Annotated in this window: 24 protein-coding genes and 1 pseudogene; 15 read left to right on the top strand and 10 right to left on the bottom strand. The window is 60.8% G+C overall.

Translation table 11 applies throughout. The features are described 5' to 3' along the window. Positions 1-40: 40 nt before the first annotated feature. Positions 41-2,914: a GGDEF domain-containing phosphodiesterase gene (locus AC3WRD_RS24695; RefSeq protein ID WP_102620646.1), complete on the bottom strand. Its 2,874-nt coding sequence runs from the start codon at positions 2,912-2,914 to the stop codon at positions 41-43. Positions 2,915-3,173: 259 nt separating this feature from the next. Here AC3WRD_RS24695 and uvrD point away from each other — a divergent pair, with 259 nt between their 5' ends. The 4 genes from uvrD to AC3WRD_RS24675 all read left to right on the top strand — a co-directional run bounded on the left by uvrD (position 3,174) and on the right by AC3WRD_RS24675 (position 7,475). Then, complete coding sequence (gene uvrD, locus AC3WRD_RS24690) at positions 3,174-5,357, top strand: DNA helicase II (protein ID WP_102620645.1); 2,184 nt, start codon at positions 3,174-3,176, stop codon at positions 5,355-5,357. A gap of 80 nt (positions 5,358-5,437) precedes the next feature. Next, positions 5,438-5,878: an EamA family transporter gene (locus AC3WRD_RS24685; protein WP_016984014.1), complete on the top strand. Its 441-nt coding sequence runs from the start codon at positions 5,438-5,440 to the stop codon at positions 5,876-5,878. 175 nt (positions 5,879-6,053) lie between these two features. Further along, positions 6,054-6,929 (top strand): Tim44 domain-containing protein, encoded by an 876-nt coding sequence (locus AC3WRD_RS24680; protein ID WP_102620644.1) that lies wholly within the window; start codon positions 6,054-6,056, stop codon positions 6,927-6,929. 138 nt (positions 6,930-7,067) lie between these two features. Further along, positions 7,068-7,475 (top strand): SMI1/KNR4 family protein, encoded by a 408-nt coding sequence (locus AC3WRD_RS24675; RefSeq protein ID WP_007995855.1) that lies wholly within the window; start codon positions 7,068-7,070, stop codon positions 7,473-7,475. Positions 7,476-7,497: 22 nt separating this feature from the next. On the opposite strand, the gene AC3WRD_RS24670 is transcribed toward AC3WRD_RS24675, so the two are convergent. Further along, the gene (locus AC3WRD_RS24670; RefSeq protein ID WP_085708788.1) at positions 7,498-9,261 is read right to left on the bottom strand and encodes a cation:proton antiporter; all 1,764 of its coding nucleotides are present in this window, start codon (positions 9,259-9,261) and stop codon (positions 7,498-7,500) included. Between the two features lie 283 nt (positions 9,262-9,544). On the opposite strand from AC3WRD_RS24670, the gene AC3WRD_RS24665 reads away from it, so the two are divergent. Next, entirely contained in the window at positions 9,545-10,027 is a 483-nt protein-coding gene (locus AC3WRD_RS24665) for an acyl-CoA thioesterase (RefSeq protein WP_003229693.1), read from the top strand. 43 nt (positions 10,028-10,070) lie between these two features. Here the strand turns inward: AC3WRD_RS24665 and pdxY are convergent, their stop codons facing one another. Further along, entirely contained in the window at positions 10,071-10,943 is an 873-nt protein-coding gene (gene pdxY, locus AC3WRD_RS24660; protein WP_085708787.1) for a pyridoxal kinase PdxY, read from the bottom strand. Positions 10,944-11,060: 117 nt separating this feature from the next. Between pdxY and AC3WRD_RS24655 the strand changes: the two genes are divergently transcribed. Then, entirely contained in the window at positions 11,061-11,474 is a 414-nt protein-coding gene (locus tag AC3WRD_RS24655; RefSeq protein ID WP_102620643.1) for a DUF3301 domain-containing protein, read from the top strand. Between the two features lies 1 nt (position 11,475). Here AC3WRD_RS24655 and AC3WRD_RS24650 read toward each other — a convergent pair whose 3' ends face one another. Continuing rightward, positions 11,476-12,447, bottom strand: coding sequence for a CobW family GTP-binding protein (locus AC3WRD_RS24650; protein ID WP_102620642.1), 972 nt, complete (start codon positions 12,445-12,447; stop codon positions 11,476-11,478). A gap of 25 nt (positions 12,448-12,472) precedes the next feature. Here AC3WRD_RS24650 and AC3WRD_RS24645 point away from each other — a divergent pair, with 25 nt between their 5' ends. Next, a complete protein-coding gene (locus AC3WRD_RS24645) occupies positions 12,473-12,829 on the top strand; it encodes an NADH:ubiquinone oxidoreductase (protein ID WP_102620641.1) in 357 nt (118 codons plus the stop codon). 4 nt (positions 12,830-12,833) lie between these two features. Here AC3WRD_RS24645 and AC3WRD_RS24640 read toward each other — a convergent pair whose 3' ends face one another. Continuing rightward, the gene (locus tag AC3WRD_RS24640) at positions 12,834-13,484 is read right to left on the bottom strand and encodes a DUF1826 domain-containing protein (protein ID WP_102620640.1); all 651 of its coding nucleotides are present in this window, start codon (positions 13,482-13,484) and stop codon (positions 12,834-12,836) included. Continuing rightward, positions 13,484-14,689, bottom strand: a complete 1,206-nt coding sequence (zigA, locus tag AC3WRD_RS24635; RefSeq protein WP_102620639.1) for a zinc metallochaperone GTPase ZigA — start codon at positions 14,687-14,689, stop codon at positions 13,484-13,486. The genes AC3WRD_RS24640 and zigA overlap by 1 nt, the downstream gene beginning before the upstream one ends. A 224-nt stretch (positions 14,690-14,913) precedes the next feature. On the opposite strand from zigA, the gene AC3WRD_RS24630 reads away from it, so the two are divergent. Beyond that, the gene (locus AC3WRD_RS24630) at positions 14,914-15,288 is read left to right on the top strand and encodes a glutamine synthetase (RefSeq protein WP_096817097.1); all 375 of its coding nucleotides are present in this window, start codon (positions 14,914-14,916) and stop codon (positions 15,286-15,288) included. On the opposite strand, the gene AC3WRD_RS24625 is transcribed toward AC3WRD_RS24630, so the two are convergent. Further along, positions 15,285-16,484, bottom strand: a complete 1,200-nt coding sequence (locus tag AC3WRD_RS24625) for an N-acetylmuramoyl-L-alanine amidase (RefSeq protein WP_102620638.1) — start codon at positions 16,482-16,484, stop codon at positions 15,285-15,287. The two genes, AC3WRD_RS24630 and AC3WRD_RS24625, sit on opposite strands and share 4 nt — an antisense overlap. Before the next feature lie 84 nt (positions 16,485-16,568). Between AC3WRD_RS24625 and folE2 the strand changes: the two genes are divergently transcribed. From folE2 to AC3WRD_RS24595, 6 genes are read left to right on the top strand one after another with little or no spacing between them, the layout of a single operon-like run. Further along, positions 16,569-17,465 carry a GTP cyclohydrolase FolE2 gene (gene folE2 / locus AC3WRD_RS24620; protein ID WP_102620637.1) on the top strand — a complete coding sequence of 299 codons (897 nt, stop codon included), beginning with the start codon at positions 16,569-16,571 and terminating at the stop codon, positions 17,463-17,465. Then, positions 17,462-18,130 (top strand): metal ABC transporter ATP-binding protein, encoded by a 669-nt coding sequence (locus tag AC3WRD_RS24615; protein WP_102620636.1) that lies wholly within the window; start codon positions 17,462-17,464, stop codon positions 18,128-18,130. Before folE2 ends, AC3WRD_RS24615 begins: the two co-directional genes overlap by 4 nt. Next, positions 18,130-18,996: a metal ABC transporter permease gene (locus AC3WRD_RS24610; RefSeq protein ID WP_102620635.1), complete on the top strand. Its 867-nt coding sequence runs from the start codon at positions 18,130-18,132 to the stop codon at positions 18,994-18,996. The genes AC3WRD_RS24615 and AC3WRD_RS24610 overlap by 1 nt, the downstream gene beginning before the upstream one ends. Positions 18,997-19,007: 11 nt before the next feature. Beyond that, a complete protein-coding gene (locus tag AC3WRD_RS24605) occupies positions 19,008-19,883 on the top strand; it encodes a metal ABC transporter substrate-binding protein (protein WP_102620634.1) in 876 nt (291 codons plus the stop codon). Then, positions 19,880-20,440 (top strand): gamma carbonic anhydrase family protein, encoded by a 561-nt coding sequence (locus AC3WRD_RS24600; protein WP_085731299.1) that lies wholly within the window; start codon positions 19,880-19,882, stop codon positions 20,438-20,440. Before AC3WRD_RS24605 ends, AC3WRD_RS24600 begins: the two co-directional genes overlap by 4 nt. Positions 20,441-20,444: 4 nt before the next feature. Continuing rightward, positions 20,445-21,782: a dihydroorotase gene (locus tag AC3WRD_RS24595; RefSeq protein ID WP_102620633.1), complete on the top strand. Its 1,338-nt coding sequence runs from the start codon at positions 20,445-20,447 to the stop codon at positions 21,780-21,782. Between the two features lie 40 nt (positions 21,783-21,822). Here AC3WRD_RS24595 and AC3WRD_RS24590 read toward each other — a convergent pair whose 3' ends face one another. Further along, the gene (locus tag AC3WRD_RS24590) at positions 21,823-22,341 is read right to left on the bottom strand and encodes a DUF3617 domain-containing protein (RefSeq protein ID WP_096817084.1); all 519 of its coding nucleotides are present in this window, start codon (positions 22,339-22,341) and stop codon (positions 21,823-21,825) included. Between the two features lie 146 nt (positions 22,342-22,487). Between AC3WRD_RS24590 and cls the strand changes: the two genes are divergently transcribed. Continuing rightward, positions 22,488-23,927, top strand: a complete 1,440-nt coding sequence (gene cls, locus AC3WRD_RS24585) for a cardiolipin synthase (protein ID WP_102620632.1) — start codon at positions 22,488-22,490, stop codon at positions 23,925-23,927. Position 23,928: 1 nt separating this feature from the next. Here cls and cfaB read toward each other — a convergent pair whose 3' ends face one another. Continuing rightward, positions 23,929-25,116 carry a C17 cyclopropane fatty acid synthase CfaB gene (gene cfaB, locus AC3WRD_RS24580; protein ID WP_096817081.1) on the bottom strand — a complete coding sequence of 396 codons (1,188 nt, stop codon included), beginning with the start codon at positions 25,114-25,116 and terminating at the stop codon, positions 23,929-23,931. A gap of 177 nt (positions 25,117-25,293) precedes the next feature. Next, positions 25,294-25,604: pseudogene (locus tag AC3WRD_RS24575) on the bottom strand (cation-transporting P-type ATPase); the annotation flags it as partial.

Raw genomic sequence — 25,604 nt, 5'->3', positions numbered from 1 at the left:
GATCGCCCCGGATCAGGCGACATGCGCTGCATGTAGCCCTTTACCGGGGATTTTCCTGCTGGCGCAACAACCCGGCCAGACCGGCAGCCTCCACCGGACGGCTGATCAGATACCCCTGCACCTCGTCGCAGCCTTCGGCCTTCAAGAACTCAAGTTGCTCCAGCCGCTCGACGCCTTCGGCCACCACTTTCAAGGACAAGCCATGGGCCATGGCGATGATCGCGCGGGTGATCGCCGCGTCCTCGCTGCCCTCGCCCAACCCGCGGATAAAGGCCTGATCGATCTTCACGTAATCCACCGGAATCCGCTTCAGATAGCTCAGCGATGAATAGCCGGTGCCGAAATCGTCGATCGCCAGTTTCACCCCCAGATCCCGCAGCTGCTGGAACGTGGCGATGATGTGTTCGACGCTGTCGAGCAGCTGGCTTTCGGTCAGTTCCAGTTCGAGGTAGTGCGGCGCCAGGCCGGTTTCCTCCAGCACTTGTCGCACCAGGCTGACCAGTTTCCCCTGGCGCAGCTGATGCACCGACAGGTTCACTGAAACCCGGATCGGTGCCAGCCCCTGACGCTGCCATTCGCAGGCCTGCCAACAGGCCTGGCGCAACACGAACTCGCCAATCGGACCAATCAACCCAGTCTCTTCAGCCAGACCGATAAAGTCCCCCGGCGGCACCCGGCCCATGGTCGGGTGATCCCAGCGCACCAGCGCTTCGGCCGCGTTGAGACGGCCGGTCGCCAGACACAGTTTCGGCTGGTAGAACACGTTCAGTTGCTGGTCTTCGATGGCTTTGCGCAGCTGGTTTTCCAGCTGCAAACGCTCCAGCGTGCTGGCTTGCAGGCTGTCGGTGTAGAACTGGAAGTTGTTGCCGCCCAGATGCTTGGCATGTTGCATGGCCATATTCGACTGGCTGACCAGCGCGGAAATCTCCCGGGCGTTGTCCGGCAACATACTGATGCCCATCGAGGCGCTGACCACCAGTTCATGCCCCTCTACCGTCAGTGGCAGGCGCAGTTTGGCCGACAGCCGCGTGGCGACCCGCGCCAGGCTCGACAGGTTGCCATAGGCATCGAACAGCACCGCGAACTCGTCGCCGGACAACCGGGCAATGGTGTCGGCTTCCGGCAAGGCACTGACCAGACGCCGCGACATCCTTTGCAGCAACTGGTCGGCAATTTCATGACCGAGGCTGTCGTTGAGCAATTTGAAGCGATCCAGATTAATGTGCAGCAGCGCCAGACTCCGCCGCCCGCCCTGCCGCACGCGCTGATGGGCTTCGTGCAGGCGTTCGCGGAACAGCGAGCGATTCGCCAGGCCGGTGAGTTCGTCGTAGTGGGTCAGGTAGCGCATACGCTCTTCGGATTCGCGGCGCGCCGACAGATCGGCGAAGAAGCCAACGATATGACTCACATTTCCCCGACTGTCGCGCACCGCATTCAGTTGCAGCCACTGCGGGTACAACTCGCCGTTCTTGCGGGTCTCCACCAGTTCGCCCTGCCAGCTGCCGTGCTGCTCCAGCGCGTGGCGGATGGCAACGTAATGTCGGCGGGCATCGCGACTGCACGGCAGTTCAACGACGTTGCGCCCGAGCATATCGTCGATGTCGTAACCGGTGACCCGGCTGAAAGCCTGATTGATGGCGATCAGCGAATAGTTCGGGTCGAGGATCACAATGCCTTCGCTGGCGGCCTCAAATACCGTGGCCGCCAATTGCTGCTGGGCCTCCAGACTTTTGCTGACACTGATGTCGCGCCGGGTGCCGACCATGCGGATCACCCGTCCGCTGTCGTCGCGCTCCACCGCACGCCCCCGGTCTTCGATCCAGACCCAGTGGCCGTCGCCATGGCGCACGCGGTACTCGATCTGATAATCCTCGGTGCGCCCCTTCAAATGCTCGATCAGCGCTCGCTTGAGGGCCGGCACATCTTCCGGGTGCAAGCGTGGCCGCAGATGCCTCAGCAGCCCGGTGACGTATTCCGGGTCAATGCCGAACAGCTCCTGAATCTGCGTGTGGTGAACTTCGTCGGTCTGCAGATTCCAGTCCCACAGCCCCAACTCACTGGCCTTCAACGCCAGCGCCAGGCGCGCTTCGCTTTTGCTCAGGGCCTGATTGGCGGCGTCCAGCTCACGGCTGCGTTGGGCCACACGATCTTCCAGTTCGACCTGGGCTTCGCGCAATTTGCCCTCGGCGCAGCGGCGGTGCTCGATTTCTTTCGCCAACTCCTGATTGAGCTGTTCGCTGCGCGATTGCGCCTGTTGCAGATGCTCGATCAGGTGCTGATTCTGGAAGCGACGCAGCAAGCCACGGTCGATCAGCCGATTGACCTGCCACGCCACCACGCTCAGGGAGCCGAGCAAAATCAGCCCGAGCCAGCCCCAGCCACGCGCCTGTTCGTCACCGCCCCAGAACAGATAGCCGATGGCCGGCAGCAGGCACGGCAAGGTAAAGGAAAGAAAGGCCGGGATGCTCACGGCGTAGGCCACGCTGGCCGACAAGGTCGCGGCGCCGATCAGGCCGAACACCCAGGCTTGCTGCATGAAGTTGTCGGCCGGGACCAGGGCGATGCCGGCGCCGGCCAGGGTCAGGCCGGTCATGGTCGAACCGAGCAGGAACATCCGCCCCCAGATCGGCTGGGCCTGGCGATCGGGAATCGCCGAATCGAAGGCCGCGACCTGAATCACCCGCAGTGCCACCAGCGACAGCAGCCACACCATCCAGACGCTGACCACGAAGTAACGCTGCGGGCTCCAGAGCAAACCGGCGCAGACCAGACCATTGATCAACATGAACAGGGTGGGCAACAGCGAACCCTGATAAAGAAGGCGCGTGCGCTCGACCGCCATCTGGGTGGCGTAATGCTTGCGGATCACCCGGGGTTCCACAGAGGGGCCCGACAGGTCGAAGCTGAGGGTCATAGGCAACGTTCTTGTTCTTATAAGTGTGAGCATGCGCCCGGAAACGTGGACGGAGCATACACAAGCCCAACCACTTGCCAAACTGCTCCAGATCATAATTTCGCCGAAACTTTTCGGCCTCCCGACACCCGCGAAAGCCCCGAAGCGAGGCGGGCCAACGCCTGTAGCCGGTGACCGACCAGTCGTCATTGGCAGCACTTTCATCGGCTAATGCAAAGCTCGGTTTGCCCGGGCCTGCGGCGCACCCTAGAATGCCCCGATGCGCGATGATCTCTCCCTTCTGCTGAACTCCCTCAACGATGCCCAACGCCAGGCCGTAGCGGCTCCCGTTGGTCGTCAATTGGTCCTGGCCGGTGCCGGCTCCGGCAAAACCCGAGTGCTGGTGCACCGTATCGCCTGGTTGATCCAGGTCGAAAACGCCTCGCCCCACTCGATCCTGTCGGTGACCTTCACCAACAAGGCCGCTGCCGAGATGCGTCACCGCATCGAGCAATTGCTGGGAATCAACCCGGCCGGCATGTGGGTCGGTACCTTCCACGGCCTGGCGCACCGCCTGCTGCGGGCGCACTGGCAGGAAGCCGGGCTGAGCCAGACCTTCCAGATCCTCGACAGCGATGACCAGCAACGACTGGTCAAACGGGTGATCCGTGAGCTGGGGCTGGACGAACAGCGCTGGCCGGCCCGTCAGGCCCAGTGGTTCATCAACGGGCAGAAAGACGAAGGTCTGCGTCCGCAACACATTCAGGCCAGCGGCGATCTGTACCTGGCCACCATGCGCGGCATCTATGAAGCCTACGAGGCTGCCTGCCTGCGCGCCGGCGTCATCGATTTCTCCGAACTACTGCTGCGCGCCCTCGACCTGTGGCGCGACCATCCGGGCCTGCTGGCGCATTACCAGAAGCGTTTCCGGCACATTCTGGTGGACGAGTTCCAGGATACCAACGCCGTGCAGTACGCCTGGTTGCGTCTGCTCGGCAAGGGCGGCGACAGCCTGATGGTGGTTGGCGACGACGACCAGTCGATCTACGGCTGGCGCGGCGCGAAAATCGAGAACATTCACCAGTATTCCTCCGACTTCCCGGACTCGGTGACCATCCGTCTGGAGCAGAACTACCGCTCCACCGCCGGCATCCTGAAAGCCGCCAACGCCTTGATCGCCAACAACACAGGGCGTCTGGGCAAGGAACTGTGGACCGACGGCGGCGACGGCGAAGCGATCAACCTGTACGCCGCGTTCAACGAACACGATGAAGCACGCTACGTTGTCGAAACCATCGAAAGCGCGCTGAAAACCGGCCTGGCTCGCAGCGATATCGCGATTCTTTACCGCTCCAACGCCCAATCCCGCGTTCTGGAAGAAGCCTTGCTGCGCGAACGCATCCCGTACCGCATCTATGGCGGCCAGCGCTTCTTCGAGCGGGCGGAAATCAAGAACGCCATGGCCTACCTGCGTTTGCTGGAAGGTCGCGGCAACGATGCGGCGCTGGAACGAGTCATCAACGTCCCGGCTCGCGGCATCGGCGAAAAAACCGTCGAAGCGATTCGCGACCATGCCCGTCACAGCGATGTGTCGATGTGGGAAGCCATGCGCCAACTGGTGGCCAATAAAGGCCTGACCGGTCGTGCCGCCGGCGCCCTCGGCGCGTTTATCGAGCTGATCGAGAACCTCGCCGCCAAGTGCGCCGAGATGCCGTTGCACCTGATGACTCAGACTGTCATCGAGCAATCCGGCCTGATCGCTTACCACGAAGCGGAAAAAGGCGAGAAAGGCCAGGCCCGGGTGGAAAACCTTGAGGAACTGGTCAGCGCCGCGCGCAACTTCGAGAACACCGAAGAAGACGAAGACCTGACGCCACTGGCGGCATTCCTCGGCCACGCTTCGCTGGAGGCCGGCGACACCCAGGCCGACGAGCACGAAGACAGCATTCAGTTGATGACCCTGCACAGCGCCAAGGGCCTGGAATTCCCTTACGTGTTCCTGGTGGGCATGGAAGAAGGCCTGTTCCCGCACAAGATGAGCCTGGAAGAACCGGGACGTCTTGAAGAAGAACGGCGCCTGGCCTACGTCGGCATCACCCGGGCGATGCAGAACCTGGTGATGACCTACGCTGAAACCCGACGCCTGTACGGCAGCGAAACCTACAACAAGGTGTCGCGATTCGTACGGGAAGTACCGAAAGGCCTGATTCAGGAAGTGCGCTTGTCGAACAGCGTCAGCCGACCGTTCGGCGGCAACCAGTCGATGAGCGGCAGCAACTTGTTCAGCGGCGCCGAGATCCCGGAAACCGGTCTCAGCCTCGGCCAGGCCGTACGGCACTCGATCTTTGGCGACGGCGTGATCCTCAACTTCGAAGGCGCCGGCGCCCAGGCGCGGGTTCAGGTGAACTTCAGCGAAGGCAGCAAGTGGCTGATGCTGGGTTACGCGAAGCTGGAAGCGATCTAAAGTTGCTCATCGTTCCCACGTCGAGGCGTCTGCGTGGGAACGATCACACGGCAACGGTTCAATCCTGAAAGGTACGAAACATGGGCTCTGGCTTCTTTTCCTCCTGGACATTCTGGGCCCTGCTCTCGGCCACCTTCGCCGCACTGACGGCGATCTTCGCCAAGGTCGGCATCGAAAACGTCAACTCCGACTTCGCCACCCTGCTGCGCACCATCGTGGTACTCGTCAGTCTGGCCTTGATTTTGTACGCCACGGGCCAATATCAGTCCTTGGGATCGATCTCTGCCAAAAGCTATCTGTTCCTGCTGCTGTCGGGCCTGGGTACCGGGGCTTCGTGGCTGTGCTACTTCCGGGCATTGAAAGTCGGACCGGCCTCGCTGGTCGCCCCGGTGGACAAGCTCAGCGTGGTGCTCGTGGCGGTGCTCGGTGTGATCCTGCTGGGTGAGAAACTCGACCTGCGCCAATGGGGCGGCATCGGCCTGATCACGGCTGGCGTGGTGATGTTGGCGTTTCGACGCTGATCAATTCCCCACTGAACGTACCTACTTTTCCTACAGACAAAAGTACATGGCCTTATTGCCTCGACCGAGCTGAACGTAACCTGTCAGGCAAAAGCCCGAAACACTCTCTCGCTAGCCAGTGACATTTCAGCTGTGCAACATGGCGCGCGTGTCTCCACAAACGGGAATTCCCTTTATGAAACGTTTTCTTAGCATCGCCATGGCGTTGTGCATCGGCCTGACGATGAGCCTCGACGCCAACGCCAAGCGCTTTGGTGGTGGCAAAAGCGCCGGCGCTGCGCCGACGCACCAGACCAGCCAGATGGCTCCTTCTTCTCCAAGCGTCGGCGGCGCGGCAGCGACCGCGGGCGCTGCCGGTGCCGCTGGCGCCGCCGCCAAGGCCGGTGGCGCTTCCAAATGGCTCGGCCCTCTGGCCGGCATCGCCGCCGGTGGCCTGCTCGCTTCCATGTTCATGGGCGGCGGCTTCCAGGGCATGCAGATCTTCGACATCCTGATCATGGCCGTGATCGCGTTCGTGATCTTCCGCTTCATCGCCGCTCGTCGCCGCAAGCAGCAGGAGCAGTTCGCTCCGGCCGGCGCGCCGATGCAGCGTGAAGTGTTCGAGCAGAAGCCGGCTGCCATGGGTTCGATCTTCGGTGGTTCGGCCGCTCCGGCTGCCGCCCGTCCGGTGATCAACGCACCGGCCTGGTTCAACGAGCAGCGCTTCCTCGAAGCCGCCCGCAGCCACTTCCAGGCGTTGCAGCAGCACTGGGACGCCAACGAAATGGACAAGATCGCCGAGTTCGTGACCCCGCAAATGCTCGACTTCCTCAAGCGTGAGCGTGCGGATCTGGGTGATGGCTTCCAGTCCACCTACATCGACAACCTTCAGGTTCAACTGGATGGCGTGGATGATCGTGCGGACAAGACCATCGCGACCCTGACCTTCACCGGTGTGTCGAAAACCTCGCGTTTCGACCAGGGCGAAGTGTTCAGCGAAAGCTGGAACATGGAACGTCCGCAGGGCGACAACCAGCCTTGGCTGGTCGCCGGTATCCGCCAGAACGGCTGATCACCTCCGACGTTTTACCCGCAGCAATAAAAACCCCGGCCTCGGCCGGGGTTTTCTATTTCGCGGTTGCATCTATAGCGAGCTACTGTATAAACCGCCCCATATAAACCGCGCCATTCAAGCAAGAGGATCCCGGACGTGGAAGAAATCATCGAACAACTGCGCGAAGCCAACGAACCCGTACCGGTTCCCCTGGAGTTGCCTGACGAAGACCAACTGGTGGAAGTCGAAGAAGAGCTCTTCATCAACATCCCGTTTGTCTTCAAGGAATTTCTGCTGACCGTCAGCGACGTGGTTTACGGCAGCCTGGAGCCGGTGACCGTCACCGACCCGCAGTCCCACACCTACCTGCCGGATGTGGCGGCCAACGCCTGGGACGCCGGCGTGCCGCGCGACCTGATCCCGATCTGCCAGGACGGCGACAACTACTACTGCGTCGAAGAAGACGGCACCGTGGTGTTGTGGTCCGGCGAAGAAGAGCTGATCACCGAAGAGTCCTGGGAATCGGTCTGGCACTGGGCACGGGACGTCTGGCTGGAAAGCTGATCCCCCCAGCCGCCCCGCCGGATCAATGCCCCGACGATTCCTTGTGGTTGTCGAGGGTTTCCAGCAAGGCCACCTGCATCCGCGTGTGCACCCGGATGAACCAGCGCCAGAGTAGCGCCGCCACGGCGGCCGCAACCACGGCGACCAGCACCAGCAGCTTGTTGGTCGGCAAGATACTGGCCGACAAGGCTGCCAGCAGCAGGAAAATCACCAGCAGCGAGAGGATCGGGATCACTTCGGCGATCACCCGGCGCACTCGCTGTGTGTGACGCCCCGCCATCTCCGGCTTCACGCCCATCTCGGCCAGCAGCATCGACAGCGCCTTGAGCTTGCGATAGGCCGCGATCAGGAACGGCAGCGACAGCAGCAACGCCCCGCCCCAGATCAACGCCTTCTGCCAGCTCGGATCGCTGATCCAGTCCTGCAGCCACGTCGAGAGGCGCCCGGCAAAGAACGCGCCGGCAAAGAAGATCGCAATCACCAGCGCCAGATTGACCCCGACCTGCAACAGAATCCGCCGGATCATCGACGCCAGCATCGCGCCCTCGCCCTGCGGCTGAATGCTGCGCAGCCATTCGCCATACATCCCGAACACCCGCCCGAGACGCTGCGGCATGGCAGCAGACAGCTTGATCGACAGCGGATCGGCCGCGCGGATCAGGTACGGCGTCAGCAGCGTGGTGATGACCGAGACCGCTACGGCGACCGGATAAAGAAAGTTGCTGGTCACCTGCAGCGTCATGCCCAGCGCGGCGATGATGAAGGAGAATTCGCCAATCTGCGAAAGGCCCATCCCGACCCGCAGTGAGGTGCGTCCGTCATTGCCGGCGATAAACGCACCGAGGCCGCAGGACAACATCTTGCCCAGCACTACGGCGACGGTGATCACCGCAATCGGCCACGCGTATTGCAGAAGGATCATCGGGTCGAGCATCAGGCCGATGGCGACAAAGAAGATCGCGCTGAACAGGTCGCGAACCGGTTCGATCAGGCGTTCGATCTTCAGCAACTGCCGCGACTCGGCCATGATCGCGCCGATCAGGAATGCGCCGAGCACCATGCTGTATTCAAGCTTGACCACCAGCAGGCAGAAGCCGAAGCACAGGCCGAGCACAGTGATCAGAAGCATCTCGTTGCTTTCGAACTTCGCCACATAGGCCAGCAATCGCGGGACCAGCAGAATACCGATGACCAGCGCGACGATCATGAACAGCGAGAGTTTGCCGACCGTGGAAAACACTTCACCGGAGCTGACCGTGCCGCTGACCGCGATGCTTGAAAGCAGCGCAATGATGCCGATGCCGAGAATGTCCTCGACGATCAGCACACCGAAGATCAACTGGGCGAAGCGCTCGTTCTTCATCTTCAGATCGTTGAGCGCCTTGACGATGATGGTGGTCGAGGAAATCGCCAGGATGGCGCCCAGGAACAGCGAGTCCATGGTGTTCCAGTCGAACCAGCGGCCGATTTCGTAGCCGATCCAGATCATCAGGATGATTTCCAGGAACGCCGCGATAAACGCCGTGGCGCCGACCTTGAACAGCTTGCGCAGGCTGAACTCAAGGCCCAGGCAGAACATCAGGAAAATCACCCCCAGCTCGGCGAGGGTCTTGATGGTTTCTTCGTCGTGGATCAGGCCGAACGGCGGCGTGTGCGGGCCGATGATGAAGCCGGCGACGATGTAGCCGAGCACTACCGGCTGTTTGAAACGGTGGAACAGCACAGTCACCACGCCTGCGACCAGCATGATCACCGCCAGATCCTGAATAAAGCTGATGGCATGCATGGCGTGGGCTCCTTGAATGACGATGCTCGCGGCAGGCGTCTGAAAACGTCTGGGCGAGCTGAGTAAAAATCCGCTTTAGATGTAGGAATCGCCCTTGGGGTGGGCTTTTGCAGGGTAACACCGCGACTTCCGGCTGAAAGGCGGTGCAATATATGGAAACAGATCGATCCGGGCGTGACGGCGGCCAGTTGCCCGGCGTCCCGATAACGGTGGTTTTGAAAAGCGACCAGGCACCCGCAGAGGTGCTTCTTCCAGCAACCCTGCCTTGACCCGTGAGAACGTTATGGAACCCGGAAACGCCCAGCTGTCGATGACGGTACTGATGACCCCCGACATGGCCAACTTCTCTGGCAATGTCCACGGCGGCACCCTGCTCAAATACCTCGACGAAGTGGCCTACGCCTGCGCGAGCCGCTACGCCGGCCGCTACGTGGTGACCCTGTCGGTGGATCAGGTGATTTTCCGCGAGCCGATCCATGTCGGCGAACTGGTGACCTTCCTGGCGTCGGTCAACTACACCGGCAACACCTCGATGGAAGTCGGCATCAAAGTGGTCACCGAGAACATTCGCGAGCGCTCGGTGCGCCACACCAACAGCTGCTTCTTCACCATGGTTGCGGTGGACGATCAGCGCAAACCGGCCGCCGTACCGCCGCTGCAACCGCAGAACAGCGAAGACAAACGTCGCTACATGCAGGCCCAGCAGCGCCGGCAGATTCGCCAGGAGCTGGAAAAGCGCTATCAGGAAATCAAGGGCGACGCCTGAGTGACAGAGCGCTCGCGGGCCATGCCTGCGAGCGCTGCAATGATCAGAGGCTGATCGCTGTCGCCTCGAACTTCACCCGCGGATGAGCGATCCGGTCCTGCGCCCGCACCAGTTGCAGTTCATAGCTGGCGCAGGCCTGGGTTTCCAGCAGCACTTCATGCACCGCCGCTGCGGTGAATTCAAACGCCGCCACCAGACTGTCGCCGAGCAGCACCCGCGCCAGGAACAGGCCGGACGTCAGATCGCCCACACCGACCGGCTGACGTGGGAACGCCAGAAGCGGACGACGCAGGTGCCAACTGCCCTCAGCCGTCACCAGCAGCATCTCGAAGCCATCCGCCGGTTTCCCCGGGTAATCCAGATGTTTGACCAACACCGCCTTCGGCCCGCGCGCCAGCAGCGCGCGCGCCATCGCCAGGCAATCGAACAGCGACTGTGGCTTGCGCCCGGAGAAGCTGTCCAGCTCGAGCTGGTTCGGGCACATGAAGTCAGCCACCGCTGCGGCTTCGTCGAGCAGGAAGTCGCTGACTTCGGCCGGCACGCTGCAACCTTTCTCCGGATGACCCATCACCGGGTCGCACAGGTACAGGGCTTTCGGATTGACCGCTTTGATCCGCTCGATGCCACTGAGAATTGCCCGGCCCTGCGCCGCACTGCCGAGATAACCGGACAGCACCGCGTCGCAATTGCCCAATTCACCGATGGCGGCGATACCTTCAACCAGTTCCGGGATCCGCTGCGGTGCCAGCACTTCCCCGGCCCACTGGCCGTATTGGGTGTGGTTGGAAAACTGCACGGTGTTGAGCGGCCAGACATTGACCCCGACCCGCTGCATCGGAAAAACCGCAGCGCTGTTGCCGGCGTGGCCGAACACCACATGGGACTGGATGGCGAGCAGATGAGGCGTACGTTTCATTCGGGTTTTTCCGTAAAACGATTGAAATTCAAGCCGCGCAGTATGCGACGAAACGCAGCCTGTACGACAGACCGGCGACGCAGTTAAGCTGATGCCAACTTTTGGAGTTTCTTGTTGATGCTGACCCTGGAAAACATTTTCGTGCTGATGCTGTTCGCCGTTGCCGGCGCGTGGCTGTGGCACAACCACGGCCTGCGTGAGCGGGCGCTGGAACGGGTCAAGCAGCATTGCGTGAATGTCGGCGTCGAACTGCTCGACGGCAACGTGGCGCTGAAGAAGATCGGTTTCATCAAGGATGCCAGTGGCCGTCGACGTCTGGCCCGGGTCTACAACTTCGAATTCACCGTGACCGGCGAAACCCGTCACAACGGCACCATCACCCAGTTCGGCCCCCACAGCGCTCAGATCGAACTGGCGCCCTACCCGGCACCGTTCGACGACACCCCGCCGGTGGTGGAAGTGGCCAAGCCGAGCGCGCAAGTGATCGAGCTGAGCCAGTGGCGCCAGGAACACACCAAGTGGAAGCCTTGAGTCAGGCCGCTTGAATCCGACAGCCGGCCAATCCTGCCTGCAACTCGTCGATCGCCTGCGGCTGGTCGAAAATCAGCTCGATCCGTGAATCCTTGCGCCACTCGCTGGGCTGCCAGTCCAGTTGGGTGTTATCCAGCGCATTGGCTGACCGCCAGCCGTCCTGGCTGTGGATAACCAGCTTCGCCCGGCGCCAGTGCAGAGATTCCAGCCACTGAGTGATGCGAATCACGTCAAACGTCTGGCTTGGGTGCCAGCGCCAGCCGATGCTCCAACCGCCCTCCTGCGCCTGACTCAGGCAAATCGGCAAAACCGGATCGCTCCAGACGGCCGGCATCTGCGCCAGCCCCTTGGGCACGATCAACTTATCCACACCGGCTTGCGCTTGAGCCGCCACTCCTGGCAATTCGCTCAGGGGCAACGACGCCTGTTGTGTCCAGATCAGCCTGACCGGCGGTAGCTGGCGGACGATCCGCTCACGCTCGGATTCATCGAGGTTTTCTGCCTTGTTCAACACCAGCAGGCCGGCATTCGGGATCGCCTCCTGTTGAGCCGGCGGCAGTGTCTTGCCCGCCGCCAGTGCCTGGGCGTCCAGCACCAGAACGCAGGGCTGAACGGCGAGAACGCCTTGCCATGGCGCCTCGCTCAGTTGTTGCAGCAACTGCACCGGATGCCCCAATCCGGAAGGCTCGATGAACAGGCGATCCGGCTGAGACTTGCGCAATAAACGTCCCAGCCCGATCTGAAACGGCGCACCGTTCACGCAACACAAACAGCCCCCGGCCACTTCGCCCAGTGCGATACCATCGGCGTCCCGGGTCAACAGCGCAGCGTCGAGGCCGATCTGGCCGAACTCGTTGATCAGCACCGCCCAGCGCTCACCGGCCGGTCGCTGCGCCATGAGCTGGCGGATCAGGCTGGTCTTGCCGGCGCCCAAGGGGCCTGCGATGACGTGGGTGGGAATGTTCTGCAACATGATCAAGGTTTTCTGGAGGTCGGGAATGCGGTGGATGGGATGGTCGTTGCTGTTGGCGTTGGTGTCGGGCGAAGCACTGGCCCAGGCCTGTGTGGTGCACAGCCAGGCGGAACGCCTCGACGTGAAGGTCTGCCAGCAGAACCGCAACATCCCGGAGAAACTGTTCAATGACGGCTTCTGCAAACCCACTCTGGCGGGGCAGACAGTCGACGTGCAGTACGTCGATCAGTGCCCAACCGGGGCTTTTGGCGTGTGCAGCAACGCGCAAGTCGCCAATATGCCTTATCGCCAGGATATCCACTATTACGGCGTGCCCACCGATGCGGCCTATTTGAAGCCGTACTGCGAAAGCCAGAGCCAGGGCAACTGGCTCAAGCCTTGAGGCATCAGCCCAGCCAGTCGAGGGTCAGCATCAGACGCCGTTCACCCGAAGCCGGTTGCGGAGAACGATGGATCAGGCCGAAACCTTCGTTGCCGTGCCACTTTTCTCCTTTGAGCAGCGCCACTTCGCCGCTGACCAGTTGCTGAATCCGCGATTTTTCCTGCGGTTCGGCGAGTGGTTTTCCCAGTTGCCGGCGATCCATTTCCCCTTCCTTCAGCCACTCGCTGCCAATACCGGCGTAGGTGGTAATCAGCCGGACAGGCACATGATCAACGTGAAAACGCGGGCACATCGCCTTGTCCAGCACACGCAAGCGCAGGCCGATCCGCCGTGCCCCGAGCAGGCAGGCGAAGGCGCCGACCAGCCATTTCAGGTCGGCGATAAAACCTTCGTAGCCTTCCAGATCACGGAATCCGCCGGCCAGGCCAGTGAGGTCCGGTTCGGTGTCTTCGTCGTGTAATTCGAGGCTCAGCGCTTCGGCGTAGGGCTCATCCAATGAAAGCAACAATCTCGCGAAATCGGCGACATGCAGCGGAAGCTGCCGCTGCCAGACGGCAAGGTTGATTTCATCTTCCAGGATGCTCGCCAGCGCTTGTGGGGTCGGGCCGAGGACTTGCTGACGCGTTCTGTTTTGCAACGGTTTGAGGGCAAGCATCACGCGGCCTCGTCATGCCAAGGGCCGAACGGATCGGCCAGTAATCGCCATCCTTCAACACCGAGCGCCATCTCGGCATCGGTGAGCAGGCAGTCATCCAGGGCTGACTTGAGTTGTGCGAAATCGATGTTCTGGCCGATAAACACCAGCTCCTGACGACAGTCTCCTACGCTGGCGGTCCAGTTCTCCATGATCGCAGCGGTGCTTTCCTGATCCTGTGGCCACTGATTCTTCGGCACGAAACGCCACCAGCGCCCGGCGAAACCGTGGCGCATCAAACCGCCCGCCTGGGACCAGCTGCCGGCATCCGTGGGTTTGCTCGCGAGCCAGAAGAAACCTTTGGAGCGCAGCAGCTTGCCGTTCAGCCAAGGCCGATCGATGAAGTCGAAAAAACGCTGAGGATGAAAGGGTCGACGCGCGCGGTAAGCCGTGGACGCGATGCCGTACTCCTCGGTTTCCGGCACATGTTCGCCACGCAATTCCTGTAGCCAGCCCGGGGCGGTTGCGGCCCTGTCGAAGTCGAAGCGGTGGGTGTTGAGGATCTTCTCAAGCGGCACTTCGCCCATCACCATCGGGATGATTTCGGCGTTAGCGTTGAGCCGCTTGAGGATCGCCATCAGCTCTTCCCGTTCGCTGCTGCTGATCAGATCGATCTTGCTGATCAACAGAACGTCGGCGAACTCGATCTGTTCGATCAACAGATCGGTGATCGAACGCTCATCTTCTTCTCCAAGAATTTCGCCACGGGAAGCCAGGCTTTCGGCGGCCTGGAAATCAGGCAGGAAATTCAGGCCGTCGACTACAGTGACCATGGTATCGAGGCGAGCGATGTCCGTGAGGCTTTGGCCCTGCTCGTCGTGGAAAGTGAAGGTCTCGGCAATCGGCAGTGGCTCGGAAATGCCGGTGGATTCGATCAGCAGATAATCGAATCGACCTTCCCGGGCAAGTTTGGCGACCTCCTCCAGAAGATCTTCGCGTAACGTACAGCAGATACAGCCGTTGCTCATTTCCACGAGTTTTTCTTCTGCGCGGTTCAGGTCGACATCACGCTGAACTTCGCTGCCATCAATGTTGATTTCGCTCATATCATTGACGATCACAGCCACACGCAGATCGTCTCTGTTACGTAGTACGTAATTCAAAAGTGTACTTTTTCCGGCGCCGAGAAAGCCGGATAAAACGGTCACGGGAAGCGGGGAAGACATGGGGTAAACCTCATCAAACGGTAGCTAAACGCAGGAAACGCTCTCGGCGGCAGGCGTTCTTGGGCTTCGACGAGACCGTCAGAGAAGCAGACGCTTGAATACAGGAGCCACGGAAAGCCCGATCGAATTTATGTTATAGTATAACAATATTAAAGATCCACTTTCTTCTTGCCGGAAATGACAAAGGGCTGGAAGCTGGAAACACTTCGCCCTTGAGCCGCCTCATGAAAACTGCGCTGAAATGCTCACTCCTCGGTCTCGCCTTGCTGGCCTTCGACGTATGGGCACAAGTCCCAGGGCTCGCTACCTGCACGCGCAGCGCGAACCTGCTGGCGTGTGTCGATGCCAATGGCAATGCCTATAGCGTCAACACCGCCGGCAAGACGATTTACCTACGGGGTTTCGAGAAGATTGGCCAACGTTACTGGGCGCAAACCAACAGCATTTACGGGCAACTGACGTTCTTCACCGGGATCGCTTCCGACGGCGAAGCCTGGGTCGGCTACAACCGCCGGGTGGGCTGGACGACGATCAACCGCTTCTCCAGCTCCGGCGGAAGCACCGGGAAGTTCACCTGCAGCCGACTCACGGGCTGCTAGACACGTGCTTGTTGCCGCTCCTGCTGCCAGGCGATGTAGCTGTCAGCCGGTGGGTTTTTCTGGAAATAGCGCTGCAACCCTTCAAACAATCCATCAGCCACCGCTTGCTGATGGCGTGCCGTGACCAGCCGCTGACTGTCCCGCGCGTTGGAAATGAACCCGGTTTCCACCAGAATCGACGGCACATCGGGTGACTTCAGCACCGCAAATCCTGCTTGTTCCACACGCTTTTGATGCAGCGTGGTGATGCCCGCCAGACTCCCCAGCACCGTGCTGCCTAACTGCAAACTGGCGGCGATCGTGGCGTTCATCGACATATCGAGGATGACCCCGGCGAGCATCGGGTCCTTGTCCTTCAGATTCAGCAGGCTGGTTGCACCGAGCAGATCCGCGCCGTTTTCCCGCTGCGCCATGAAGCGCGCAGTGGCCGACGTCGCGCCACCTTCAGACAAGCAATACACAGATGCGCCAGAAGCGGTCAGACGCGGCGCGGCATCCGCGTGCACCGAAATGAACATGTCGGCCTTGTGCTGACGGGCAATATCAACGCGCTTGCGTAGCGGTACAAAGAAGTCGTCGTTGCGTACAAGCTTCACATCGAAGCCTTTTTCCCGCTTCAACCGACGGGCGAGCAGCTGTGAAATCGAGAGCACAACGTCTTTCTCACGCTCGCCTTTTGCACCGACTGCACCAGGGTCTTTACCGCCATGACCAGGGTCGACCACGACAATAATGTCTCGTTTTGGATGATTGGTTTTCCCGGGTGTTTCACGTGGAACGCTCGGCGCTGCCACTTTTGAATCGTTCAAAAGATCCAGAACCAGGCGATGCCCCTGCCCATCCTGAGGCGTCAGCAGGAAGGTATTGATCTGAACTGGGCGACTCAAATCCAGAACGATACGGGTATCACCCTTTCCAAAATGCCCTGAGCGGATGCTGCGAATAACCGTTTCGCTGAGCGCCAATTGACTGAAATCGCCACTCAAACTGGCACCACTCAAATCGATGATCAGACGATCCGGTGCACTCAGTGTGAACGTCTTGTAGCTCACTGGCCCGCTCAAATCGAAGACCAACCGAAGCTTGTCATCCGAACGCCAGAGGCGTGCATTGCGAATTTGTGTGGCGCTGACACTGAAAGGAAAAGCCAAAGCAGCGCTGGCCAACATCAGGTTAAGCAAATGGCGTCTGTGCATATGAAAGCCCGTTCATGAAAAAGGCATCGTGATTTGAATTGTTATAATGTAACATCAAATTCAATCAACACGATGGTACTGAACATGAATGCGCTGACGCTGCCGGATATCGCCGCGCAAGCCGCCCGCCAAGCTTTGCCGCTTGATTGGGTGGGAATGCGTGGCATCGCTCTACCTGTCTTTATCGAAGGCCAACGCCTGGCAGCAAAAGCCGATGCCGGTGTCAGCCTCGATGACGGCGAAGCCCGTGGCATTCACATGTCACGGTTGTATCTGGCGCTCGAAAGGCTGGAACAACAGAACCTCAATCCCGCACTTCTGCACCAGGTTTTGCAGCGTTTTCTCGACAGCCATGAAGGCCTGGCCAACAGCGCCTATTTGAATATCCATACGGATTTGCTGCTCAGAAGGCCCGCATTGGTCAGCCCATTGGCAGGATGGAAAACCTATCCGGTGACCATTGCAGCCACTCTGAAAAACACAGTGTTCCACGTGGAACTGAAAATCGAGGTGGCCTATTCCTCGACTTGCCCCTGCTCTGCCGCTCTGGCGAGGCAATTGATCCAGCAGCAATTCGTCGACGACTTCGCCAACAAGCCGTTGCAACATGCCGAGGTTCTGGCCTGGCTGGGCTCGACACAGGGGATCGTCGCAACACCCCACAGCCAACGCAGCACCGCGCAACTGCATCTGCACCTGGATGAATTCGTCGATGGTTTGCCTCTGACCTCGACCATCAACGATGCCGAAGCGGCCCTCGGCACCGCCGTGCAAACCGCCGTAAAGCGCGCCGACGAACAAGCCTTCGCCCTCGCCAATGGCCAGAACCTGATGTTCTGCGAAGACGCCGCGCGCCGCCTGAATCTGGCGCTGCGTCGCTCACCCGGCATCCGCGAATTCCACCTATGCGTGATCCACGCCGAAAGCCTCCACGCCCACGACGCGGTCGCAGAAAGTCACTGGCGCCGGGAGACCGCATGATTCGTTTCCAGTCCTTGAGTTGGGGATCACCCGGCCAACCCCTCACTCCGCCGCTGAGCCTTCAATTGGAACGCGGTAGCCTGACCGCCATCATCGGTGTCAACGGCAGCGGTAAAAGCAGCCTGCTGAAAGTCATCGCCGGACTGCAGAGACCTTTGGCCGGCGCCGTTGCATTAGGCGTCCCTCGCCAAAGCGGCTTGTCATTCCTCCCTCAGCAACAGCACCTGGACCGACAATTCCCGATCAGTCTTCAGGAATTGGTAGCCGCCGGTTTCTGGGGGCGTCGACTGTCAACGCAATTGCGCGCACAACGCCTCACCCAGGCACTTGAAGATTGGCACTTGAGTGGCCTTGAACAGCGCCCGTTGATGGCCCTCTCCGGCGGTGAACTGCAACGCGCCCTGCTCGCTCGACTGAGTCTCGCCGACACGCCTTTGCTGCTGCTCGACGAACCCCATGCCGCTCTCGATGAATTGGGTCAGGCATTGCTCTGGCAACACCTGCATACCTGGCATGAGCAAGGCCGGACACTGGTCATGGTGGGCCACGACCTCGCCGCTGTCCGCCAACACATTCCACAAACGCTGCTGATCAAACACAGCGGCTGCGTGTTCGGCCCCAGTGTCGAACTGATCCAGCAAACACCCAACGTGCAGGTGGCCTGATGCACGCCGCCGCGCATTTCTGGCAACCGTTCCTTGAGTTCGTGTTCATGCGCAGAGCACTGCTCGGCGGTTTGCTGCTGGCGTGCAGCACTGCGCCATTGGGCGTGTTCCTGATCCTGCGGCGCATGAGCCTGATCGGTGACGCCGTCGCTCACGGCATCCTTCCCGGTGCCGCCCTCGGCTTCTGGTTTGCCGGCCTGAGTCTTCCCGCGCTGACCCTCGGCGGACTCGGCGCTGGCCTGAGCATGGCCGGACTCGCCGCGTGGATCACCCGTCGCACTGGCCTGCGCGAGGACGCCAGCCTCGCGGCCATCTACCCGATCTCCCTGGCCAGCGGCGTGTTGATTCTGGGTATCGCCGGCAAACGTCTCGACCTGCTGCACTTGCTGTTCGGCTCGGCACTGGCGGTCGACGGACCGACCCTCAACGGCATGTTGGGCGTTTCGCTGCTGAGTCTGATTGCCATGGCGCTGATCTATCGCCCGCTCCTGCTCGACACCCTCGATCCGCTGTTCCTGCGCACCGTCAGCCGACTCGGCCCGATCGCCCATGGGGTGTTTCTGACTCTGGTGGTACTGAATCTGGTCATTGGTTTCCAGGCCATCGGTGCGCTGATGGTGGTCGGACTGATGATGCTGCCCGCCGCCGCTTCACGTTTCTGGAGCCGGCGCCTGCCAATCCTGATCGCCATCGCCGCAGTCATCGGTTGCCTGTCGGTGTGGCTCGGTCTGTTGCTGTCGTTCTACTACTCGCTGCCCAGCGGTCCGGCCATCGTGCTGGTCGCGGGCATCGGTTACCTGTTGTCCGTCGTGCTCGGGCCGGTACACGGCCTGCTGCGCCGCCCGCCCTTGCTCACATCCCAATGAGGTGTTTCCCGATGCGCGCTCTACTTGTGTTGTTCAGCCTGATGCTGTCGATGTCATTGTCGGCGGCGGAGAAACTGCCGGTGGTCACCAGTTTCAGCATCCTTGCCGACATGGTGCATCAGGTCGGCGGCGAGCATATCCAGATCACCAACATGGTCGGCCCGGACGCCGACGCCCACACCTACGAACCGACGCCGGACGATGCCAAGGCACTTCTGAAAGCCAAACTGATCGTCAAGAACGGACTGGGTTTCGAGCCATGGCTAGATCGACTGGTGACCAGCACCGACACCAAAGCCACCGTCATCAGCGCCAGCCACGGCGTGATTCCCCGCTCTCTGGATGAAGATGGCGAAACCGTTCCCGACCCTCACGCCTGGCACAACCTGGCCAACACCGAGCTGTATGTCGCCAACATCACCAAGGCACTGATCGCCGCCGACCCAGCGAACAAAGCCGACTACGAACGCAACAGCAAGGCCTACCTGAAACAGATCTACGCCCTCCTCGCCGAAGCCAAGGCCAAGCTCGGCTCCCTGCCGCCGGGCAACCGCAAGATCGTCACCAGCCACGACGCCTTCGGTTATCTCGGGCAAGCCTACGGGATCGACTTCATGGCGCCGCAAGGTCTGTCCACCGAGCGCGAACCTTCCGCCGCCGAAGTCGCTGCACTGATCACCCAGATCCGCCAGGCCAAGGTCAAAGCGGTGTTCATGGAAAACATCAAAGACGCGCGCCTGCTCAAACAGATTGCCGATGAAAGCGGCGCACACATCGGCGGCACGCTGTACTCCGACGCCCTCGCCGCGTCAGGTCCGGCCAGCACGTTCACCGGCCTCTTCGAATACAACCTCAACACCCTTTACGACGCCCTGAGCCAACCATGATCCGCAAAAATCCTTCCGGCGATCTGCCGCAAATTGCCGAGTCTGCCTACGTCGATAAAACCGCGATCATCTGCGGCAAAGTGGTGATCGGCGAAAACGTGTTCGTCGGCCCCTACGCCGTCATTCGCGCCGATGAAGTAGACGCTTCGGGCGAGATGGAGCCGATCACCATCGGCGCCAACTCGAACATCCAGGATGGCGTGGTGATTCACTCCAAATCCGGCGCGGCGGTGACCATCGGTGAGTTCAGCTCCATCGCCCACCGCTCGATCGTGCATGGGCCATGCAAGGTCGGCGACAGGGTGTTCATCGGCTTCAACAGCGTGCTGTTCAACTGCGTGGTGGGCAACGGTTGCGTGGTGCGGCACAACTCGGTGGTCGATGGCCGGGATCTGCCGGATGCGTTCTACGTGCCCTCCACCACCCGCATCGGGCCGGGCACCGACCTCTCGCAATTCCCGCCGGTGAGCGTCAGCGCTTCGGAGTTTTCCGAAGACGTGGCGCGCACCAACGTCGATCTGGTGCGCGGCTACAAAGCCCTGCAGAACGAGTTCTGATCCCATGAACAGTGTGCTGATTCGCAATGCGCGCCTGGTTGATGACGGGCATGAGTTCTACGCCGATCTGCTGGTCAGCCACGGTCGCATCGTCAAGATCGGCCGCAGCATAGAAGGTGAAAACGCCACACTGGAAATCGACGCCAACGGCCAATGGCTGTTGCCGGGAATGATCGACGACCAGGTGCATTTCCGTGAGCCGGGCTCGCCAACCAAAGGCAGCATCTACACCGAATCCCGCGCAGCCGTGGCCGGTGGCATCACCAGTTTCATGGACATGCCCAACACCAACCCGGCCACCCTCACCCTCGAAGCGCTGGCCGACAAAAAGCGTCGAGCGGCGATCAACTCGGTGGCCAACTACGGCTTTCACTTCGGCGTCAGTCACGACAACCTGGACACCGTCGCGGCGCTCAATCCAAGTGAAGTGGCCGGGGTCAAAGTGTTCATGGGGGCGTCGACCGGCAACATGCTGGTTGATGACCCCAAAACGCTGGAACGATTGTTCGCCGAGGTGCCGACGATCCTGCTGGCCCATTGCGAACACACGCCGAGCATCGAGGCCAACGCCGTCAGGTTGCGCGAGCAGTTCGGCGAGCATCTTCCACCCGACGCCCATGCATTGATCCGCAATGCCGAGGCCTGTTATCGCTCCTCTTCGCTGGCGGTGGATCTCGCCAAACGCCATGGCACTCGCCTGCACGTGCTGCACCTGACCACCGCTCGGGAACTGCAACTGTTCGAGGACAAACCTCTGGCGCATAAACGCATCACGGCGGAGGTTTGCCTGCATCACCTGCTGTTCGATGATCGCGACTATCCGGACTTCGGCAACCAGATCAAATGCAACCCGGCGATCAAAAGCCAGGCTGATCGTGATGCCCTGCGTCTGGCCTTGTCGAGCAATCGACTGGATGTGATCGGCAGCGACCACGCCCCGCATACCTGGGCGGAGAAACAGCTGTCGTATGCCCAGGCACCGTCCGGCCTGCCTCTGGTGCAACATGCGTTGCCGGCGTTGTTGGAACTGGTAGCGGATGGCGTGCTGCCGATCACCACGCTGGTGGCAAAGACCAGCCACCGGGTGGCCGACCTGTTTGCCATTCCGGATCGCGGTTATTTGAGGGAAGGTTATTGGGCGGATCTGGTATTGATTCAGCCAGAGCCCGAGGGTGTCGCGGTATCACGACAACCGATCCTGTCACAGTGCGGATGGACGCCGTTTGCTCGTCGAAGCTTTCGCCATCGGGTGAGTACGACGCTGGTGTCGGGACAGGTTGCGTGGCACGACAATCGGCTGCATGACGGGTGTCAGGGATTGCCGTTGCGGTTCATGCGCTAGAAAAAACCGCCCCCACACCGTTGTGGGGGCGGTTCGATTTTCAGGCTCTTGGTTTGACGGTGCCGCAGTCCTGGCCCAACCACACGGCGCGGGTTTCCAGACTGCCCTTCTGGTTGATGCCGATGGCATTGAACGTGCCGTTGGCGATGGTGGTGAACTCACGATCGCTGACGAACGTCGCCACACCGGTGCCCGAGGCTCGCGGACAACTGAAACGGAATTTCCATTGGTTGCCGTTGCGCTCGGTGATCTGCTGTTTGCAGCCCGACTGCGGGTCTGCCAGCGGAATATCGTTGGTCGCCACTTGCTGCGGCGTCAGGCAGGCACGGATGCCTTTGCCACCGATGTTGATCCCTTGCTTCTCCAGCGCCGCCCGCTGTTGCGGGGAGATCTGGCCCTGAATCTGGCCGAGGATCGATTGCACGTCCATGGCCTGATCATCGACCTTTACGTTGCTCGACGTCATTTCCCACAACCCCGGCTGCAGCATTTGCGCCTGAGCAACCAACGGCAAGGCCAACCCCAGACCCAGCGCCAAACCCAGCAGACGAACGTTCATTGAAAAACTCCTGATCAGTAGTGGCCGTTAGACGCCGGCCGCTTGTTTCGGTTCATGGCCTGCTTTCATGGCTAAAAAGAAAATAGCGACAACCGCAAAGGAACATGGTCTGTTAAGCATTGAATCTTCAGGAGCAAGGTTGCCCCATGGATTATTTTGGACCGCACATCTTCGGTTATCTGATCGCTCTGATACATAGTCTGGGCACGATTGCCGCCATCCATGCGGTGTTGACCGTCCGTACCGCGCAAGGCTCGATCGCCTGGGCGCTGTCGCTGATCTTCATTCCCTATCTCACCCTCATTCCCTACCTGGTGTTCGGTCGCAGCACCTTCGACGGTTATATCAAGGCCCGGCGTCAGGCCAACGAACAGATGCGTCAGGCCGTTTCCGAACTCAACTGGCGGCCGTGGGTAGAGGAAGCCCTGACCGCTCGCGCCTCGAATGCCTACGACTCACTACGGGCGATGCCGAAGCTGGGCCGCATGCCGTGCCTGGCCAACAATGAAGTGCAATTGCTGATCAACGGCACCGCCACGTTCGACGCGATTTTCCACGCAATCGACCAGGCTCGGGAAGCCGTGCTGATTCAGTTTTTCATCATTCACGACGATCGCCTCGGCCAGCGTCTGCGCGAGCTGTTGCTGAAGAAAGCCGCAGAAGGCGTCGCGATTCATCTGCTGTACGACCGCATCGGCAGCCACGCCCTGCCCCACAGTTACGTGCAGGCCCTGCGCGATGGCGGAGTCGAAGTTAAAGCGTTCGCTACCCGCAGCGGCTGGCTCAATCGCTTCCAGGTGAATTTCCGCAACCATCGCAAGATCGTCGTGGTCGACGGAATGATCGGCTTCGTTGGCGGGCATAACGTCGGCGACGAATACATGGGCGAAAAACTACCCCTGGCACCATGGCGCGACACCCACGTTCAGGTGCGCGGCCCGGTGGTCGCGTGTATGCAGGAGTCATTTGCCGAAGACTGGTTCTGGGCCGCACGTACGCTGCCGCCGCTGATCCTGCCGGACGTCTATCCGGAAGACGGCGTGCTCTGCCAACTGCTGGCCAGCGGCCCGGCGGATGCCTACGAAACCTGTTCGCTGTTCTTCGTCGAAGCCATCCATGCCGCGACTGAACGTGTGTGGATCACCAGCCCTTACTTCATCCCCGACGAAGCGGTGTTCGCCGCATTGCGCCTCGCGGTGCTGCGCGGTGTCGATGTGCGATTGCTGCTACCGTCGCGCCCCGATCACCGCATCGTTTACGCAGCATCGAGCCTTTACGCGTTCGAAGCGGTGCGCGCCGGGGTGCGGGTGTTCCGCTACGAACCGGGTTTCCTGCATCAGAAAGTGGTGTTGGTCGACAGCGAAATCAGCGCCATCGGCAGCGCCAATCTGGACAACCGTTCGTTCCGGTTGAATTTCGAAGTGATGTTGCTGACGGTCGACAGCGAATTCGCCGGCCACGTGGAACAGATGCTCAATGAAGACTTTGCCCAGGCCTACGAAATTGCCAAGGAAGAAGGCCGGGAGATCCACCGCCTGCAACAACTCGGCATGCGGATCGCCCGGCTGATTTCACCGATTCTCTAGCTCAAGGGTTATAGATGTCGTCGCGGGTCCACGGCAGTTCATGGCTGCCATCGGGGTGGGCCTTCACCGCAAGAATCTGGTGCAGATTGATCCAGCCCCGGGCAAACGCGTAGGCGCAACCGGCCAGGTACAGGCGCCAGATACGCAGGGCCTGATCCGGCACCAGTTTGCCGGCCGCTTCGAGGTTGTCCTCCAGCCGCTCGCTCCAGTGGTCCAGCGTGCGCGCGTAATGCAGACGCAGGCTTTCGACATCGACGACCTCCAGACCGGCCTCGCTGATCTCGGCCGAGATCATCGCCAGGTGTGGCAGCTCGCCATTGGGGAACACATATTTTTCGATGAAGTCCCCGGCACCGCGTCCCACCGGACGGCCATCGGTGTGCTTGGCGGTGATGCCGTGGTTCATCACCAGACCGCCCTCTTTCACCGCGCCGAACAGGGTTTTGCAGTACTCGGCCAGGTTGGCGTGACCCACGTGCTCAAACATGCCGACGCTCACCACTTTGTCGAAACGCCCGTCCTGCGGCAGATCACGGTAATCGAGCAGTTGCAGTTCGATCTGGTCTTCCAGGCCTTCGGCTTTGACGCGCTCCCGAGCCAGCGCCAGTTGTTCCTTGCTCAGGGTGATACCGAAGACTTTGGCACCGAACTCACGGGCGGCGTAACGCGCCAGACCGCCCCAACCGCAACCCACATCCAGCAAGTAGTCACCCGGTTGCAGGCGCAGCTTGCGACACAGGTGCCGGAACTTGGCCTGCTGGGCCTGCTCCAGGGTTTCGCTGCCGGTTTCGAAATAGGCGCAGGAATACGCCATGTCGCTGTCCAGCCACAGCTGATAGAACGCGTTGGACAGGTCGTAGTGGTAGGAAATGGCTTTGGCGTCGGTTTCCTTGTCGTGCACGGTTCGCACCGGCTGACTGTCTTCGTCCTCGTCGAGCAACGCGTTGCTCAACTCATCGCAGACCCGGATGACCTCGCTGATCGAGCCCTCGAGTTCGAGCTTGCCCTCGACGAACGCCGCCCCCAGCGCATCAAGACTTGGATGGGTAAACTGGGTCACCATCGACGGGTCCTTGACCACGATGGTGACGCTGGGCGTCGGGCCCAGATTGAATTCATGGCCGTCCCAGAGTCGCAGGCGAAGCGGAAGCTGCAGATTCTGTAAGGCCGGTGGAAGTTGCGCGAGCATGGAATATCCCCCTGGTTTCAGACGTCTGATCTGAGGGTAGACCATCCTTGAAAATTAGCAGGCTATCGATTCGATAGTCGCCACCTATCAGCCAACGTGGCTGCAACGGCACCGATCTCCGTGCTTCAGTGCGCCTTATCTGAAGACTTCAAGACCGGCGCACAGTTCGAAAAATGATCAATTCTGCTCGTTCAGCTTCAACAGGGGCTCCTGGAATCGCAACAAGCGACCGGCATTGCCCAACACCAGCAGTGTGCTGAGATTGTGCAGCAACGCTGCGATCATCGCCCCGGCGGCGCCCAGCCAGCCGAACGCGGCGAACACGACGATGGCCAGCGTCCAGCCCAGACCGATGATCACGTTCACCTGCAGCGTGCGCCGACATTGGCGGCTCAGGCGCACACAGGTGCCGAGCCTGCGCAGGTCGCTGCCGATCAGCACGATGTCGGCGGACGCCAGTGCGATGTCCGCACCGCCCGCCCCCATCG

It is taken from the genome of Pseudomonas sp. FW215-R2 (assembly GCF_058789255.1).
Note: the sequence above shows the minus strand (reverse complement) of the source record. Positions and strands in the feature narration are given on the sequence as shown.